Source organism: Belnapia arida, from assembly GCF_016773205.1.
Classification (GTDB): Bacteria; Pseudomonadota; Alphaproteobacteria; order Acetobacterales; family Acetobacteraceae; genus Belnapia; species Belnapia arida.
On record NZ_JAETWB010000007.1, the window covers coordinates 39559 to 55463 of the forward strand.

The 15905-nt window shown below is 68.9% G+C and carries 17 protein-coding genes, 1 tRNA gene and 2 pseudogenes; 7 read left to right on the plus strand and 13 right to left on the minus strand.

Annotated features, from left to right (window positions below):
* Window positions 1-176 precede the first annotated feature (176 nt).
* Window positions 177-1229 carry a glycosyltransferase family 2 protein gene (locus JMJ56_RS15920; protein ID WP_202832759.1) on the minus strand — a complete coding sequence of 351 codons (1053 nt, stop codon included), beginning with the start codon at window positions 1227-1229 and terminating at the stop codon, window positions 177-179.
* A 370-nt stretch (window positions 1230-1599) separates the two neighbouring features.
* Between JMJ56_RS15920 and JMJ56_RS15925 the strand changes: the two genes are divergently transcribed.
* The gene (locus tag JMJ56_RS15925; RefSeq protein ID WP_202832760.1) at window positions 1600-3408 is read left to right on the plus strand and encodes a serine/threonine-protein kinase; all 1809 of its coding nucleotides are present in this window, start codon (window positions 1600-1602) and stop codon (window positions 3406-3408) included.
* Window positions 3405-4388, plus strand: a complete 984-nt coding sequence (locus tag JMJ56_RS15930) for an MORN repeat-containing protein (protein WP_202832761.1) — start codon at window positions 3405-3407, stop codon at window positions 4386-4388. The genes JMJ56_RS15925 and JMJ56_RS15930 overlap by 4 nt, the downstream gene beginning before the upstream one ends.
* Window positions 4389-4392: 4 nt before the next feature.
* On the opposite strand, the gene JMJ56_RS15935 is transcribed toward JMJ56_RS15930, so the two are convergent.
* The gene (locus JMJ56_RS15935; protein WP_202832762.1) at window positions 4393-5013 is read right to left on the minus strand and encodes a pyridoxamine 5'-phosphate oxidase family protein; all 621 of its coding nucleotides are present in this window, start codon (window positions 5011-5013) and stop codon (window positions 4393-4395) included.
* 105 nt (window positions 5014-5118) lie between these two features.
* Here JMJ56_RS15935 and JMJ56_RS15940 point away from each other — a divergent pair, with 105 nt between their 5' ends.
* A complete protein-coding gene (locus JMJ56_RS15940) occupies window positions 5119-5991 on the plus strand; it encodes a LysR substrate-binding domain-containing protein (protein ID WP_236037820.1) in 873 nt (290 codons plus the stop codon).
* A 2-nt stretch (window positions 5992-5993) separates the two neighbouring features.
* Here the strand turns inward: JMJ56_RS15940 and JMJ56_RS35505 are convergent, their stop codons facing one another.
* The 4 genes and pseudogenes from JMJ56_RS35505 to JMJ56_RS15955 all read right to left on the minus strand — a co-directional run bounded on the left by JMJ56_RS35505 (window position 5994) and on the right by JMJ56_RS15955 (window position 7759).
* Window positions 5994-6254 carry a helix-turn-helix domain-containing protein gene (locus JMJ56_RS35505; protein WP_407927926.1) on the minus strand — a complete coding sequence of 87 codons (261 nt, stop codon included), beginning with the start codon at window positions 6252-6254 and terminating at the stop codon, window positions 5994-5996.
* A pseudogene (locus JMJ56_RS35510) lies at window positions 6228-7267 on the minus strand (sigma-54-dependent transcriptional regulator); the annotation flags it as partial. The pseudogene JMJ56_RS35510 and the gene JMJ56_RS35505, both read right to left, overlap by 27 nt.
* A complete protein-coding gene (locus JMJ56_RS15950) occupies window positions 7215-7367 on the minus strand; it encodes a response regulator (RefSeq protein WP_202832763.1) in 153 nt (50 codons plus the stop codon). The pseudogene JMJ56_RS35510 and the gene JMJ56_RS15950, both read right to left, overlap by 53 nt.
* A gap of 47 nt (window positions 7368-7414) precedes the next feature.
* Window positions 7415-7759 carry an Hpt domain-containing protein gene (locus tag JMJ56_RS15955; RefSeq protein ID WP_202832764.1) on the minus strand — a complete coding sequence of 115 codons (345 nt, stop codon included), beginning with the start codon at window positions 7757-7759 and terminating at the stop codon, window positions 7415-7417.
* A 228-nt stretch (window positions 7760-7987) separates the two neighbouring features.
* On the opposite strand from JMJ56_RS15955, the gene dut reads away from it, so the two are divergent.
* From dut to JMJ56_RS15970, 3 genes are all read left to right on the plus strand, one after another.
* Window positions 7988-8455: a dUTP diphosphatase gene (gene dut / locus JMJ56_RS15960; RefSeq protein ID WP_202832765.1), complete on the plus strand. Its 468-nt coding sequence runs from the start codon at window positions 7988-7990 to the stop codon at window positions 8453-8455.
* A gap of 81 nt (window positions 8456-8536) precedes the next feature.
* Window positions 8537-8896, plus strand: a complete 360-nt coding sequence (locus JMJ56_RS15965) for a DUF427 domain-containing protein (RefSeq protein ID WP_202832766.1) — start codon at window positions 8537-8539, stop codon at window positions 8894-8896.
* A 38-nt stretch (window positions 8897-8934) separates the two neighbouring features.
* Entirely contained in the window at window positions 8935-9156 is a 222-nt protein-coding gene (locus JMJ56_RS15970) for a biotin/lipoyl-binding carrier protein (protein ID WP_202832767.1), read from the plus strand.
* Between the two features lie 18 nt (window positions 9157-9174).
* Here the strand turns inward: JMJ56_RS15970 and JMJ56_RS15975 are convergent, their stop codons facing one another.
* Window positions 9175-10149 carry a Bug family tripartite tricarboxylate transporter substrate binding protein gene (locus JMJ56_RS15975; RefSeq protein ID WP_202832768.1) on the minus strand — a complete coding sequence of 325 codons (975 nt, stop codon included), beginning with the start codon at window positions 10147-10149 and terminating at the stop codon, window positions 9175-9177.
* Window positions 10150-10408: 259 nt separating this feature from the next.
* On the opposite strand from JMJ56_RS15975, the gene JMJ56_RS15980 reads away from it, so the two are divergent.
* Window positions 10409-10570, plus strand: coding sequence for a hypothetical protein (locus tag JMJ56_RS15980; RefSeq protein WP_202832769.1), 162 nt, complete (start codon window positions 10409-10411; stop codon window positions 10568-10570).
* Between the two features lie 98 nt (window positions 10571-10668).
* Here the strand turns inward: JMJ56_RS15980 and JMJ56_RS15985 are convergent, their stop codons facing one another.
* From JMJ56_RS15985 to mreC, 6 genes and pseudogenes are all read right to left on the minus strand, one after another.
* Complete coding sequence (locus JMJ56_RS15985) at window positions 10669-10839, minus strand: hypothetical protein (protein ID WP_202832770.1); 171 nt, start codon at window positions 10837-10839, stop codon at window positions 10669-10671.
* Between the two features lie 436 nt (window positions 10840-11275).
* Window positions 11276-11351, minus strand: a tRNA-Lys gene (locus JMJ56_RS15990).
* 55 nt (window positions 11352-11406) lie between these two features.
* The gene (gene rodA / locus JMJ56_RS15995; protein ID WP_202832771.1) at window positions 11407-12558 is read right to left on the minus strand and encodes a rod shape-determining protein RodA; all 1152 of its coding nucleotides are present in this window, start codon (window positions 12556-12558) and stop codon (window positions 11407-11409) included.
* Window positions 12555-14469, minus strand: a pseudogene (gene mrdA, locus JMJ56_RS16000) (penicillin-binding protein 2). Before mrdA ends, rodA begins: the two are co-directional and overlap by 4 nt.
* Window positions 14466-14999 carry a rod shape-determining protein MreD gene (locus JMJ56_RS16005; RefSeq protein WP_202832772.1) on the minus strand — a complete coding sequence of 178 codons (534 nt, stop codon included), beginning with the start codon at window positions 14997-14999 and terminating at the stop codon, window positions 14466-14468. The pseudogene mrdA and the gene JMJ56_RS16005 overlap by 4 nt, the downstream one beginning before the upstream one ends.
* A gap of 6 nt (window positions 15000-15005) precedes the next feature.
* Window positions 15006-15869 carry a rod shape-determining protein MreC gene (gene mreC, locus JMJ56_RS16010; protein WP_202832773.1) on the minus strand — a complete coding sequence of 288 codons (864 nt, stop codon included), beginning with the start codon at window positions 15867-15869 and terminating at the stop codon, window positions 15006-15008.
* Between the last annotated feature and the right edge of the window lie 36 nt (window positions 15870-15905).

The window sequence follows — 15905 nt, forward strand, 5'->3', positions numbered from 1 at the left end:
AAATCCAGTCCTCGCCGATGTTCTTTCACGGCTCCGCCGTGGAAGGTTGTGCGAGGCCTTGGCCCTGGGCAGCTATCCGGGGTCCACGCAAAGCCGCGAAGCGGCTTTGCGGAGGAAGCCCTAAGCCAAGGCGACGATCCGCGATTTGGTGATCCTGGATCGTCGCCCAGGGCGCCTCAGCCCATCGCTCCGCGTGCCGCCGCGCTCTCTTGCAGGGTATGGGCATTCACACGGATGCCGGCCTTTTTCGCGCGGATCCGCAATTCACCGAGGGCCATGCTGACAAAGCCCTGCGCATAGGCCAGCCGCCAGCGCAGACCGATCAAGGCGCTGCTCTCCACCGGCATCAGTGCCAGCGGCGCCAGCGCGGCCACCAGGGCCAGGCGCCGCGGCAGTTCGCTCCAGACAAGGCGGTTATCCCCGAGCATCAACCGTGTCAGCACCGAGGAGGCGCCCTGCCAGTAAAGCCTCTGCAGCAGCCAACTGGGCGTCAGGCGCACCGCTTGGATGCAATGGTGCACAGTGATGCGCGAGTCGTGCCGGGCGGAGCGGCCGCTGTCCTGCAGCTTCCAGGCAAGGTGCACATCCTCGTCGGACAGCAGCAGCCCGCCGCGGCGGCCGAGATCCTCGGCGAAGCCGGATACCGCCAGCAGCGCCGCGCGCTCGACCACCAAGTTGGCACCATAGGGGCCGAGCTCCGCCGGCACCTCGGAGGTGCGGTACTCGCCGCGCCCCTCCCATTCGGTGATGGTGAGGATGCCGCGCAGGCTGTCCGGCCACCAGCCCGGCAGGGGCGCTTCCCAGATCGGCAAGGCGCGGCCGCTGAGTACCGCCGGCCGCACCGGCAGCTCCTGCACCACGCACATGATCTGCTCGATCCAGTCGGGCGCCGCCAGCGCGTCGTCATCGAGATAGGCGACGTAATCGCCTCGCGCAGCCAGCGCACCGGCATTGCGGGCGAGGCTGAGGCCGGCTTCCTCCACGCGGATGAGCTGCGCATTCGGCGATTCGGCGACGAGATGCTGGATCTCCTCCGCCACAGCCCTTGAGGACTTGCTGTCCACGACGACGATGTCGAAGGCATCCGGTCCGACAGTCTGCTGCCGCAGGCTCTCGAGGCAGTGGCGCAGGTAATGCGTACGGTTGTGCGTGCAGATGCAGGCGGTGACGGAAACGCTCTGCCCCTGCGGCCTGGTATCCGTATAGCTTGGCTGGAGGGTCATGGACATGCCTGCCGCTCGTCTTCGACGTTGATCTGAAGTGGAATGTCTGCCTCCTGTTTCATCCTCGCAATCGACGAGGCCGTGAGATTCGTTCTCCGCAGGCAAACTTCTAGGATGCCCGCGTCACGTTGCGGGGAAGCCACGCAGCGTCCAACGCCAGGAATGTTTTTGGCATCGATATTAAACCATTTGGCGAATTCGGGGCGATCCGAGTAACAATTTGGCCAATATCGGTCCTGATGCCCAGCCGGCGCTTGCCCGGATTTGTTCCTCCTTGCAAGGTTATCCCTCTCCGTGTTTGGTGGCTGGCGATGCTGGGTGATGGCGCGCTGATGGTGAGGTCCGCCCCTCGGGCCCGCGGAAGCGTGGCCACGTCATGAATGTCCGGGTGGATATCGCCGGCCGTTACGAGCTGCGTGGCACGCTCGGCACCGGTGCAGGCACCATCGTGCACGAGGCCTTCGACAAGCTGATCGAACGCCGGGTTGCGGTGAAGGTCGTGAACCTGCCGCCAGTCGAGGATGCGGAAACCGCCGACGCCATGGCCCGGTTCCGGCGCGGCGCGCGGGCCGCGGGCGGGCTCAACCACCCAAACATCGTCTCCGTCTTCGACTACGGCGAGAATGCCGAGCAGGCCTGGATCATCATGGAGCTGGTCGAGGGCGGCTCGCTGAAGTCGCTGCTCGACAGGGGCGAGAAGCTGCCCCTGCCACGCGTCGTGCAGCTGATGACGCAGCTGCTCGATGGGCTCGGCTATTCCCACGCCAAGGGCGTGGTCCACCGCGATATCAAGCCGGCCAACCTGATGCTCACCCCTTCGGGCACGCTGAAGATCGCCGATTTCGGTATCGCCCGGCTTGAGAATTCCTCGATGACGCATGTCGGCACCATGATGGGCACCCCGGCCTACATGGCGCCGGAGCAGCTCCGCGGCGAAACCGTCGACCAGCGCGCCGATCTGTGGGCCGCGGGCGTGGTGCTCTACCAGCTGCTCTCGGGCGAGAAGCCCTTCTCCGGCGGCATCACCTCCATCATGCAGAAGGTGCTGAACACCGACCCGGTGCCTCCCTCGCGCATCGGCCTGTCGCCGACCGGCACGCCGGCGATCGATGCCATCGTCGCCCGCGCCATGGCGAAGGCGCCGGAAGACCGCTTCGCCTCGGCCGCGGAATTCGCCTCCGTGCTGCAACAGGCGGCGGCGGCGGTGACGGCAGCCGTACCGGCGCAGTCTGCCCTTGCCTCCCCCTTTCGCCGGTCCCCGGAGCCGCCGGAGGATGGCACCGTCGTCCGCCCGCCGCCGCGCCCGCTGCTGCAGGAGCCGCCGCGGACCCGCCGCCTGCTGCTGCCGGCCCTCGGCGGTGGCGCCGTAGTACTCGCCCTGCTAGTGGCCGGCAGCCTGATGCTCGGCGGCGACCGCACGCCGCAGCAGGCTGGCCCCAACATTCCGCCTCCCCCGCCGGCCCAACCGCCGGCGCAACCGACCCCCGTCCCCGCTCCCGCCCCGCCTCCCGTACCACCGGCGCCGAGCCCGGCGCCGCCCCCTGCCCCGAATGCTGCATCCCTTGCCGCCATGCTTCGCGCTATGCCGTGCAGCCTGGTCCAGGCCACTCCGACGGGCCGTGACGGCCTGTCCATCACCGGCCTCGCCGGCACCGCCGCTGCCGAGGCCATGCGCCGCGACCTGGGCTCCTCCGGCCTGCCGCCTGGTGCGACGCGGTTCGCCCTCGACAGTTTCGACGGGCCTTATTGCCGGACGCTCGACATCGCCCGCCCCTTCGCCACCCTCGGCGATGATACGCCCAGCCTCGCCTTCACCAGCACCAACCCGCTGCGCGAGGGCCAGGGCCTGCGCTTCAGCGTCACCACCCCGCCCTGGCAGGCGCGGCTGCACGTGGCTTATGTAAGCGAGGCTGGCGAGGTCGGGCATATCGTCCAGGGCGGCACCCCGCAGCCGGCAGGCACCAGCCTCGGCTTCGGTGATGGTAACCGCTGGACGGCGACGGCGCCCTTCGGAACCGACATGCTGGTCGTCATTGCCTCCGAAGCGCCGCTATTTCAGCAACGCCGGCGCCCGGAGCCGCTGGAGGATTTCAACATCGCCCTGTCCGGCGCCCTGCGCGATGCGCGGGATGCCGGGCGGGTCGCCGTGCGGATCGTGCTTTTGCGGACGGTGCCCGGTCGATGAAACCTGCCCTGATCGCACTACTGCTGCTGCTCGCCAAGCCCGCCTGGGCTGCGGTGACATTCGAAGATTCTCCCGCACCGCCTCCCAGCAGCACCCGCCCTGCCGCACCCGCCCCGCGTCCCGCCCCGCGCCCCCGCCCTCCGCGCGAGGAGGCCGTCACCCCCGTCCCGCCACCCCCCGCCGCCCCGGCGGAGCCGTCGCGCGGCTTGGTCACTGATACACGCAACCGCTGCGGCATTTGGGCGCCTGACCTCCAGCCCGGCGAGAGCCTTGAATGGTCCGGCGCCTGCCGCAACGGCGCCGCCAGCGGCACGGGCGAGCTGCTGCGGCGGAAAGGCGAGGCGGTGATCAGCCTCACTCAGGGCCAGTTCAAGGACGGCAAGTTGGAAGGCCCGGCTACCATCGCCATGAGCGGCGGCACCCATGTCGAGGCGGAATTTGCTGGCGGCGAGGCGAAGGCCGGCCTCATCCGCTTCGGCGATGCCAGCACCTATCGCGGCGAGATCCGCAACAACCTGCCGAATGGCAGGGGCGTCCGCACCTGGCCGCGCGGGCCGGATTACGACGGCCATTGGATGAACGGCGTCCGCAGCGGCGAGGGCCGCCAGCAGGACGGCTACGGCGTCTACTCCGGCCAATGGCGCGACGACCGCCGCAACGGCCGCGGCCTGCAGATCTACCCGAGCGGCGACCGCTACCAGGGCGAGTGGCGCAATGACAAGCGCGAGGGCCGCGGCACCATGACTTGGTCCGGCGGCGTCTACGAGGGCGAATGGCAGGGCGACCGTCGCAACGGCCAGGGCACCGAAACCTACAGCAACGGCACCCGCTTCATCGGCCAGTTCGCCGACGACCTGCCGAGCGGCCCTGGCGTCCTCATCGCAGCCGACGGCACCCGCTTCGAAGGCCGGATCACCGGCGGCTGCCTCGCCACGGAACGCGGCATCTACCGCGTCCTCGCCGGCCCCGGCTCCTGCTGAGACCCTACCACATGCTCTCCCGCGCCCGCGTCGGCCAAGCGGTGTCATAGGCCTCGCCGCCGACCCGCCCCGCGCTCATCTCGGCGAGGATCGCGCCCGGCGTCGGCAAACTGCGGGGATCGACCTGGCTCTCCGCCTGCCACAGCCCGGCGCGGATGATCGCCCGGGCGCACTGGAAATAGACCTCCCCCACCCGGATCACGAGCACCGAGCGTGGCGCCTTCCCTTCAACCGCGAAGCTGCCGCACAGCGCCGCATCCGTCTCCACCTCCGCCGTGCCGTTGATGCGCAGCGCATTGCCGCTGCCGGGGATGAGGAACATCAGCCCGACGCGCGGGTCCCGCACCACATTGCGCAGGCTGTCGATGCGGTTGTTGCCGCGCCGGTCGGGCAGCAGCAGCGTCTTCGGGTCGGCGATGCGGACGAAGCCCGGCCGATCCCCACGTGGCGAGCAGTCGAGCCCTTCCGGCCCCACCGTCGCCAGGACAAGAAAAGGCGCCGCCTCGATGATCCGGGCATAGGCCGGCGTCACATGGTCCGCCACCTTGGCCGTCGAGGCTTCTCCGATCGTATCCAGCGACCCATAGATCGCCTCCAACTTCTCGATGCTGCTGATGACCGCCATGCCCGCCTCCCTGCCTGGTGCTGCGCATGGCTAGACGAAGCGCCCGCCGCGCGACTATCGATTTCGGCTGCCGGATCGGTGAGCAAAACTCACGGAAAGAACCCCATGCCGCGTCGCCTGCCGCCGCTCGCCGCCCTTCGTGCCTTCGAAGCGACGGCACGGCTCGGCTCCGTCACCCGCGCGGCGGAGGAGCTGGGCCGCACCCATGGCGCGGTCAGCCGGCAGATCCAGGCCTTGCAGGCGGCGGCCGGCCTATCGCTCTTCGAGAAGGCCGGCACCGGTCTCCGCCTCAATGCCGAGGGCGAGGCGTTGCACCGCAGCGTCGCCGCCGCGCTGGACGGGCTGGAGGCCGGCTGGACAGCCCTTCGCGAGGCGGCCGGCGGCCCATCCCTGCATATCGCCTGCAGCGCCAGCTTCGCCATGCGCTGGCTGGTCCCCCGCCTGCCGGGCTTCTACCGTGCGCAGCCGGCGCTGCGCCTACGCCTCTCCATGACCACCGCCCGCGCCCTCCGCCATGAAGGCGCCGACCTAGTGATCGCCTGGGATCGCGGCCATTACCCACCCGGCGAGCAGGCCCGCGCCATCGCGCTCGGCCCGATCGCCTTCGGCCCGGTTTGTGCGCCGGACTATCCGGTCGAGGTCACTTCCGGTCGCCTCGCCGCCGCCACCCGAATCGCCCATGACCATATCGACCACGCCTGGCCGGTCTGGGCGCAGCGCGCCGGGCGCACGCTCGACGGCCGGGACGAGTTGCGCTTCCCGCACACCCATCTTTGCATCGAGGCGGCGCTGGCCGGGCTCGGCATCGCCCTGGTCGAGCAACGCCTGGTGCGAGAGGAACTGGCCTCCGGCCGCCTGCTCGCCCCCTGCGGCTTCGTCCCGTTCCCCGAAGGCCTGGCCGCCCTGCCGACCTCGCCCCGCGCCACGTCGCCCGCCGCCCGCTCCTTTGTCGACTGGCTACGCGGAACGCTCGGCTGAGCTCAGTCCGCTGCCCGCTTCGGCCCGCGCCAGGCCTGCAGCTTCCGATAGATGGTCGAGGCGTTAATTTCCAACAGCGAGGCGGCGCGCGGCACGTCCTGCCCGGTCTGCTCCAGCGCGGCGAGGATCAGCTGCCGCTCCATCTCGGCCAGCGGCGTGATCTCCATGGCCGGCGGCGACAAAGGCACCACTGGCTCAGCCATGGGGACGGACACCGCTTGGCCCCCATGTGACCCAGCGCGCAACAGGGGCGCCGGCAGCATCGCTGCCTCCACCTGCTGGCCCTCATGCAACACGACGACGTTGCGCACCACATTCTGCAACTGCCGCACGTTGCCCGGCCAGGGATAGCCGAGGGTCGCCGCCTCGGGCGAGAAGCGGCGGAAACGCTTGCGCTCCTCCCGGCTGAACTGGGCAAGGAAGGCGCGGGCGACCAGCTGCACATCCTTGCCGTGGTGTCGCAGCGGCGGCAGCTCGATCGGCACGACATAGAGCCGGTAGTAGAGATCCTCGCGGAACCGCCCGGCTTCCACCTCGGCCAGCGGGTCGCGGTTGGTGGCGCAGACGAAGCGCACATCCACCCTCTCCTGCCGCGAGCCGCCGACCGGTTGGATGCTGCCGGTCTGCACGAAGCGCAGCAGCGTCGCCTGCATGTCGATCGGCATCTCGCCGATCTCGTCGAGGAAGAGCGTGCCGCCATCCACCTGCATGGCGGCGCCGGCGCGGTTCTCCGTCGCCCCGGTGAAGGCACCCTTCACATGGCCGAAGATCTCGCTCTCCAGCAGGTCGCGTGGGATGCGCCGCAGTTCAGCGCGACGAAAGGTTGTGCAGCCCGAGACGAGGCCTTGTGCACCGCCTCCGCCGCCAGCTTCTTGCCCGTGCCGCTCTCGCCGGTGAGGAAGATGTTCGCCCGGCTGGAGCCGACGCTTTCGATGGTGCGATAGACCGCCTGCATCGCCGGCGAGGCCCCGATGAAGCCCATGAAGCCCTGCCTCGCCGTCAGCGCCCGGGCCGCTCGCAATCCCGTCTCCAGCGCCCGCTTCTCGATGAGGAGGGCGCGCTTTTCCATCGCGTTCTGCAAGGTGAAGACGAGCTTCGCCTTCGGGTAGGGCTTCGGCAGGAAATCCATGGCGCCGGCCCGCGTTACCTCGACAGCGGTATTCATCAAGGCATTGGCGATGATGACGATGACCGCGGTTCCGAGCCTTCGGCCCGCAGCGCCTTCAGCACATCGAGGCCGGGGAAGTCCGGCAATCGAGGTCGAGCAGGATGGCATCCGGGTCCCAGGCGCGAGCCTGGGCGAGGGCTTCGGCCACGGTCTCGACGGTGCGGATCTCGTGGCCGAGATCCCGCAGGTGCGACCGCGCGACCTCCACCTAGGTGGCGTGTCCCTCGACCAGCAGGACGCGCCCGGCGCTGCCTTTCATCGGCCATCGGAGCGTGCCACGAGGGCGGATAATTCCTGCAGGGCCGCCTGGGCCCGGTCCCGGATGACCGGCACCACCACCGCCGGCGGATGTGGCGAGCGCGGGTCCATGGCGACGCGCGCCGCCTGTTCCAGGGTGATGGCGCCGACCGCGGCCGCCGCCCCGGCCAGGCTATGGGCAGCGCGCTGATAGCCATCCCAATTCCCGGCGATGGCAGCCGCCTCCAGCTGCTGCGCCAACCGGCCGAGATCATCCTCGAAAGTCTCGATGATGCGCCGAAAATCGGCCGGCGGGAGATCCTGGGCCAATTGCTCAGCGATATGGGGATCGATGGCACTCACGGCAGCGTGTGTCGCATTTTGCAAATTTTGTGTCAATCCAGAGTTGATCGGTATCGCAACAAGCAGGGTCGGGGCTGGCGATGCCGCCGCATACCGCCCCGCCGTGCTCGCCTGGCGCTGCCTTGCCTGCGAGGGACGGGAGAGCCTCGCACCTGCCATCGCCCCCTAAGCGTTCCGCCCTCGCGGCCCTTGCTCTATCACCGGGCGATGCGACAGGGAGAGGCAGGCATGGGCAATCCGGTGATCGAATTGAAGCTGCTGGACGAGCGGCTGCGACAGTGGGGCCTGCCCCGCTACCAGACCGGTCTGGCTGCGGCCGTCGACCTGCATGCCTGCCTCGACACGCCGGTGGTGCTTGAACCGAGCACGGCCCCGGTGCTGATCTCGAGCGGCATCGCCCTGCACATGGCCGATAGCGGCATGGCGGCGCTGGTGATGCCGCGCTCCGGCCTCGGGCACCGGAAGGGGCTGGTGCTCGGCAACCTCGTCGGGCTGATCGATGCTGATTACACCGGCCCAATCCTGGTCAGCGCCTGGAACCGCAACCCGCCCGGCGGCGAGCCTATCACCATCGCGCCGGGCGAGCGCTTTGCGCAGATGGTCTTCGTCCCGATCCTCCGCCCGGAATTCGCTGTGGTGGAGGAATTTTCCACGGATTCCTCCCGCGGCGCCGGCGGCTTCGGCTCGACCGGCTGAGAGGCGGGCGGCCGCTTCACAGGGTCTTGGAATCGGCCCCCGCGCCGGCGATATCCGAGGTCCCGAGGGAGGAGCGCCGCCATGAAGCTGCCAGGGCCGGATCACCCCATCACCATCTCGCCAACGCCGCAACGTGTGCGAGTCATCCTCGACGGCCAGATCGTGGCGGAGACGAGCCGGGCGCTGACCTTGCAGGAAGCCAGCTACCCCGCCGTGCAGTACATCCCGCGCGCGGATGCGGCGATGGAGATGCTGGTCCGCACGCCCCGCAGCACCCACTGCCCCTACAAAGGCGATGCCAGCTACTACAGCATCGCCACCGGCGGCAGGCAGGCCGAGAATGCGGTCTGGAGCTACGAATCCCCCTACCCCGCAATGGCCGCGATCAAGGGCTATCTGGCTTTCTACCCCGACCGGGTGGACGCCATCGAGATCGGCTAGGCTATGCTCTGCCTGACTGCATCGTGGGGGAGGATTGCATGGCCGAATTGCGCGTACCCGTCGAACTCACAGCCGCCGTCTGGAAGATCGAGGCATCGCCAGGGCAGCAGGTCGCGGAGGGTGACGTGCTGATGATCCTCGAGTCGATGAAGATGGAGATTCCGGTCGAGGCGCCACGCGCCGGCACGGTGAAATCCATTCTCGTCGCCGAGGGCGACGAGGTGCAGGAGGGCCAGATCGTCCTGCTGCTCGACGCCTGACGCGCTGGGTCGGGGGTTTCAGTCCAGCCGGATTTTTGCATCCCGGACGACGTCGCCCCAGCGTCGGTACTCGGTCTCGACGAAGCGGCCGAATTCAGCCCCGCCGAGCGGCGCCGGCTCGATGCTGTAGCTCCGCAGCCGCTCGCGGATCTCGGGTGTGGCGAAGCCTTCCAGCACCGCCGTCGCCACCCGCTCAAGAATCGGCGCTGGCGTCCCGGCCGGAGCCTGCACGCCCCACCAGATCATGGCGGCGAAACCAGGCAACCCGGCCGCTTCGGCGACGGTCGGCACCTCGGGCGCGGAATACCAGCGCTCCACGCTCGTCACCGCCAGCAGCTTCAGCTTGCCCTCGCGCGCCTGCTGCACGTAGGCAGGCAGGTTGTCGCAGGCGAGGTCGAGCCGTCCGGCGAGCAGATCGGCCAGCAAGGGCCCGGTGCCGCGGTAGGGCACCTGCTGCATGCTGGTGCCAGCCGCATGGTTCAGCGACTCCGCGATCAGGTGGCCGGAGGTGCCGTTGCCCGGGCTGCCATAGGTCAGCGGCTGCCGCCGGGCGAGGTCCAGCGCCTCCCGCAAGGTGCCGACCGGCAGGTCCGGCCGGGCGACGATGCAGTTCGGCGTGTGGCAGGTGCGCGCCACCGGCACCAGATCCTTCATCGGATCGTAGCCGAGCCTGGCATACAGGTGCGGCCCCATCACCGCCGCGCTGATGGTAGCGATGAGCAACGTGTAGCCATCCGGATCGGACTTCGCCGCGGCTTCGGCGCCGATGTTGCCACCCGCCCCGGCCCTGTTCTCGGCGACTACCGGCTGGCCGATGCGCGTCCCAATCACCGCCGCCGTCGTCCGCCCCACTGCATCGGTTGAGGCCCCGGGCGGGAAAGGGATGATCAGCCGCACCGGCCGGTTCGGCCAGGGTCCGGATTGGGCTTGCGTGAGGAACGGCGCGGTCAGCAACGGCAAGGCGCCCAGAAGCGTACGGCGTGAAGCGGTCATACAGCCCTCGCTAAAACAGGCTTTGGTCAGGCAAGTCATTGCTTGGCCAAACAACAGTCTGGAGCGGCTTCTGCAAGCCGACCTGACCCCGGCTCGCTTTGCTTCTGCAAAGCTCATGCCGCAAACACGGCATCGAGCGAAGACGCCTACACGTCTCCGTGCCTTCGGCCCGCTACCGCACCTGTGGTTAGCGCCGCAGGTCATTTCCCCCTAGATCCTGGCCAGTGACAGGCGCTGGCTGAACCAGCAGAAGGATCGCATGGTGAGCGGGAACGACTGGATTTGGGTATGCGGCCTCGTGATCGCAGGGCTGCTTCTCGCGCCGGTCGTCATCCGTCGCCTGAGCCAATATGCCTTCCTGCACCAGAAGCGCCGCCGCCTGCAGGACCGCTTCGCCGCCAGACTCGCCCGGAAGAACTGAAAGCCGAAGGCGTGGGTTGTGCCACACGACGTCGGGATTGACCTGCTTCGCAAAACGCTCGGCGCAGACCAACTCAACGGCGTGGCGGGGGCGCCCTTTTAGCCAATCAGCCAGAAGGCGAGCAGGCCAACCTCCAGCCCGGCCAGCAGACCGACCGTGACCAGGAAGGTGCGCTCCACCCGGGCGGCTTCGGTGGCGGGCGTATGCCCTGTCTCGCGCCGGTCCGCGGCGGCGAGTGACGCGTCGGAGAAGACGGTCTGTGTGGTCATCCTGAATAGCCTTGCTGCGATGCAGCATGGTAACGCCAATCAGCGGCATCGATCCATAGCAATTCAATGTAATATATTGAAAGAAAAGACTTCCGCCCGCATCCCTACCGTCGTGCAGCTCGCCCCACCGCTTCGAGCCATGCCTCGGCTCTGCGGAACGTGGCGCTATCTTCAGCGGCTGGGCTTGGGATGCTCCGCTCAAGCCGCAAGGCCTCGTCGCGGTTGACCGGCCCCGGCACGAGGCTCGAGGACAGCGCCACCACGCCCACCGCAAGCAACGGGCCAAGCACGCCACGATGCCTCATCGGAAAACCTCCTCCGCCACGCCACCGCCAAACCGGTGATGCAGGGGAAGATGCGTGCAGGCCTGCCCCTGGTCCAAGACAGAGGACAGATAGCCATTATCGATGCGATGAATGGTTGCGAAGGGAGGGAATGGTGGGCGCCATAGGATTCGAACCTATGACCCGCTGATTAAGAGTCAGCTGCTCTACCAACTGAGCTAGGCGCCCCACCGGGAGGCGCTTTCTAACGAGCGCTGCGGCTTTGTCTAGCCCTTATCCGCGCTCAATCGCGTGCCGGACCGAATTCCGCATTCCGATGGACATAGACCGACAGCAACAACCCGAAGCCCAGCATGGTCGTCAGCATGGCCGAGCCGCCATGGGAGATCAGCGGCAGCGGCACCCCGCCGACGGGAATGGAGCCCGTTACCATCGCTACGTTCACAAAGACGTAGAGGAAGAAGTTGGTCCCGAGCCCCACCGCGATCAGTCGGCCGAACTGATGCCGGCAGCGCAGCGCGACCGTGAAGCAGAAGACCAGCACCAGCGAGAGCAGCCCGAGCACCGCCAGCGCCCCGACCAGGCCGAATTCTTCGGCGATCATCGTAAAGATGAAGTCGGTCTGCTTCTCGGGGAGGAAATTCAGATGCCCCTGCGTCCCCTGCAGGAAGCCCTTGCCCCAGAGCCCACCCGAGCCGAGCGCGATCTTCGACTGGATGATGTTATACCCCGCCCCCAGTGGGTCGCTCGCCGGGTCGAGGAAGGTGGTGATCCGCGCCCGCTGATAGTCATGCAGGTGATCATAGGCGATCGGTGCCGCCACCGCGACGCCGCCGGCGGCCAGTGCAAATTTCCACCAGCGCATCCCGGCGGCGAAGAACACCGCTGCCCCAACCATGCCGGTGATGAGCGCCGTTCCCAGATTGGGCTGCTTCAGGACCAGCCCGACCGGCAACAGCACCGCCACTCCCGGCGGAATCAGAAAAAGCAGGTTGCCCATCCGCTCCCAGCTCGCCCGCTGGAACCAGGCGGCGAGGCCGAGCACCAGCATGATCTTCATCAGCTCCGAGGGCTGGAGCTGCAAGGGCCCGATATCGATCCAGCGCTGCGCTCCCTTCCCCACATTGCCGTGCACCAGCACCAGCACCAGCAGTGCGATCCCCACCGCGTAGCCGAGCCAGGCCAGCCGCGCGACGAAGCGGATATCAACCATCGCGATGGAGAGCATCAGCACAAGGCCAAAGCCGAAGCGCAGCGCATGCTTCGCCGCATAGGGCTCCGCCGACCCACCGCCGGCCGAATAGAGTGCCACGTAGCCGACGGCCGCGATGGCGCAGAGCAGCAGCACGAAGCTCCAGGGGATGAACCAAAGCTTCTGCAACAGTCCGACGCCGCGGTCCCGCGTCAACAAGCGCCGCTCGTAGGTGACGCTCATCGCCCCACCTCGGCCACGCGCTGGCCGGGTGCCGGGCGCAGCCGGTTGAACACCTCCACCATGGCGTCGCGGGCCAGCGGCGCCGCGGCCCCGGCGCCGCTCATGCCATGCTCCACCACCACGCTGACGGCATAGAGCGGGTTCTCATAAGGAGCGAAGGCGACGAAGAGCGCATGCGGCCGCCATTCCCGCGGCTGGTTCTCCGCCTTGAAGCCGCGCTCCCGCTGCTCGCGGCTGACGCGCCGCACCTGGACGGAGCCGGTCTTCCCCGCCATCACCCCGAGCGCCGCCGGCAGCCTAGCGCCGAGCCCCGTGCCCCCCGGCTCGTTGACGACGGCCCACATCCCCTCGCGCATGAGCTTCAGATCCCGCTCCGGGATGCCGAGGCTCGGCCACTCCTCCGCCTTGCCGCCCCGCCCTGCCGCCGATCATCCGGGTGAGGTGCGGCTGCACCGCCCGCCCCGTCGCCAGCCGCGCCGTCATGGTGGCAAGCTGCAAAGGCGTCAGTTGGTAGAAGCCCTGGCCGATGCCATGCACGACGGTATCGCCGAGGTTCCACGGCTTGCCCTGCGCCTGACGCCAGGCCCGCGTCGGCACCAGCCCCCTCTTCGTCCCTGGTAGTTCGATGTCCAGCTCCGTCCCGAGCCCGAAGCGGTTAGCCATGGCGGCAATCCGGTCGATGCCGGTGCGTTTCGCCACCTCGTAGAAATAGACGTCGCAGGACAGCTTGATGGCGCCCCGCAGGTCGAGCGAGCCATGCCCGTGCCGCTGCCAGCAATGGAAGCGCGTATCACCGAGATCCATATGGCCGGGGCAGAAGACCCGGTCGCCCGGCGTCACCACCCGCGCCTCCAGCCCGGCGAGTCCGACGATCATCTTGAAGGTGGAGCCCGGCGCATAGAGCCCGTTGGTCGCCTTGTTGATCAGCGGCGTCGCCCGGTTCGACGTCCATTGCCGCCATTGCGCGGCCGAGACGCCGGCGTTGAACACATTCGGGTCGAAGGAGGGCTGCGAGGCCATGGCCAGCACCTCGCCGTTCCGCGCATCCATGACGACGATGCTGGTGCCTTCCTCGATCCTGCCGCGCAGCGCCTTCTGCAGCTCGGCATCGACCGAGATCTGCACATCCTGCCCCGGCACGCCCTCCCGCCGGTCCAGCTCGCGGATCACCCGCCCGACGGCGTTGACCTCGAGCTGCACCGCCCCCGCCCGCCCGCGCAGCAGCAGGTCGTGATACCGCTCGATCCCCGCCCGGCCGACGCGGATGCCCGGCAGCTCCAGCAGCGGGTCGCCATCCATGTCCCGCTCGGCCGGCGGCGCCACATAGCCGACGAGATGCGACAGATGCTCCCCCTCCGGGTAGAGCCGCGTGGTACCGACATCGATCAGAATGCCCGGCAGGTCCGGCGCATTCACCTCGATCCGCGCCATGTCCTCCCAGCTGAGGAATTCCCGCACCGCGACCGGCACGAAGCGCCGCCGCCGCCGCAGTTCACGCTCGATCCGCGCCCGCTCCTGCTCGGTCAGCGGCACGATCCGCGAGAAGGTGTCGAGGGTCGCCCCCACATCCTGGGTCTGCTCGGCGACCAGCAGGGCCCGCCAGTTCAGCTGGTTCCCCGCCACCACCTGCCCGTTGCGGTCGAGGATGCGCCCGCGCGGCGGCGGGATCAGCCGAGCGGAGACGCGGTTCTCTTCGGCGAGGGTCGCATAGCGGTCACCCTCCTCCGATTGCAGCCGGTAGAGCCGGCTGCCGAGGAAGCCGAACAGCCCGAGCTGCCCCACCCCGAGCAGCAGCGCCCGGCGGGTAAAGACGCCCCTGCGGCGCTCCTCTTCCTTGCGCACGCCCTTGAAGCCGGACCCGCCCGGCTTGCCGCTGCCGAGCCCCCGCTCCGCCCTGCGCCAAAGAGTCATGGCGCGCTCTCCGCGCGACTCATCGCCTCATGGATGCGGCTCATGATCCAGGCGAGGCCCGGGTAGAGCCCCGCGCTCAGCATCACCTGATACAACCCCGGAGCCACTGGCAACACGCGCCACCCCAGCACCACTTGCAGCAGCCATTCCAGCGCCGCCGCCCCCAGCGCCACCCCGCAATAGGCCAGCCAGACGGCGAGGAAGGACTGCTTCACCAGGAAGCGCCGCCACCGCGTCACCAGCCCCGTCACCACCAGCAGGGTCAGCACGCCGGAGCCGACCGGGGCGAAGCTCAGCAGGTCCCCCAGCAGCCCCAGCCCGAACACCGCCAGCGGCGGCAGGGCGGCCGGGCGAAACACCGACCAGAAGACGATGCAGGGCAGCGCCACCGCCGGCAGCAGGCCGGGCAGCCCGACCGGCACCGCCGCCAGCACCATCAGCAGGGCGGTCAGGCCCGTCGGAAAGGCGGCCCGGGCCACCGCGTCGATCTGGCGCAGCAACCCCATGGCAGGGACTGGGCGCCCTCTCATGGCGCGCTACCGCCTGGGCCGCGGCTCGGGCCGCGCCACGGCTTCCGGCGGCAGGATGCCACCCAGCCCGTAATCGAAGAGCCGCACCACATCCAACCGATCCAACCGAGCGAAGAGCTCGACCTCCGGCGCCCCGCCCTCGCTGCGGCGGACGATGCCGACCGGCAGACCGGCCGGGAAGGCCCCCGCCTCGGCGCTGGTGACGATGCGCTCGCCATCCTCTGGCGCCGAACCCTCCGGCCAGTGTTGCAGGCGCGGCCGGGCGCCGTTGGTGCCGACCATCATCGCCCGCGCCCGGCTGCCCTCCAGCACTACGGGGATGCGGCTGTTCATGTCGGTCGCCAGCAGGACGCGCGCGGAGCGCAGGCCTACCTCGGTCACCCGCCCGACCAGCCCGCGCTCGTCGAGGGCAATCTGCCCCTTCCTGACGCCATGATTGGGCCTGATGCCAAGCAGCACCGCCCGCGCATAGATTCCGCCACCATCGGCGACGACGCGCACGGTCTGGAACGCCGGCGCCGCCTCGGGCACGAAACGGAGCTGCCGCTGCAACACCACATTCTCGGCCTCAAGCGCCAGTGCTGTCGCCTGCCAGCGCCGCAGCCGCTCGTTCTCCTCGCGCAGCTGGGCATTCTCCGCTCGCAGGTTGAGCAGGAATTCGGCCTCCTGCACCGCCCCCCGCACCGAGGCCACCGGCTGCTGCAAGGTGGCCCAGATCGGTGCCAGGGCATCGGCCAGCACCATCCGCGCCCGTTCCGCCAGCAGTGCGTCAGCCTTGCCCAGCAACATGGTCCCGAAGGCCAGTGCGATCAGCACGGGCAGGGACAAGCGGGACAGGGCCTGCCGAAGCGGAATGCTGAGCCGGATCACGCCGCCTCCTGGAGCCCCTGGGTTGAGCCGGGCTAC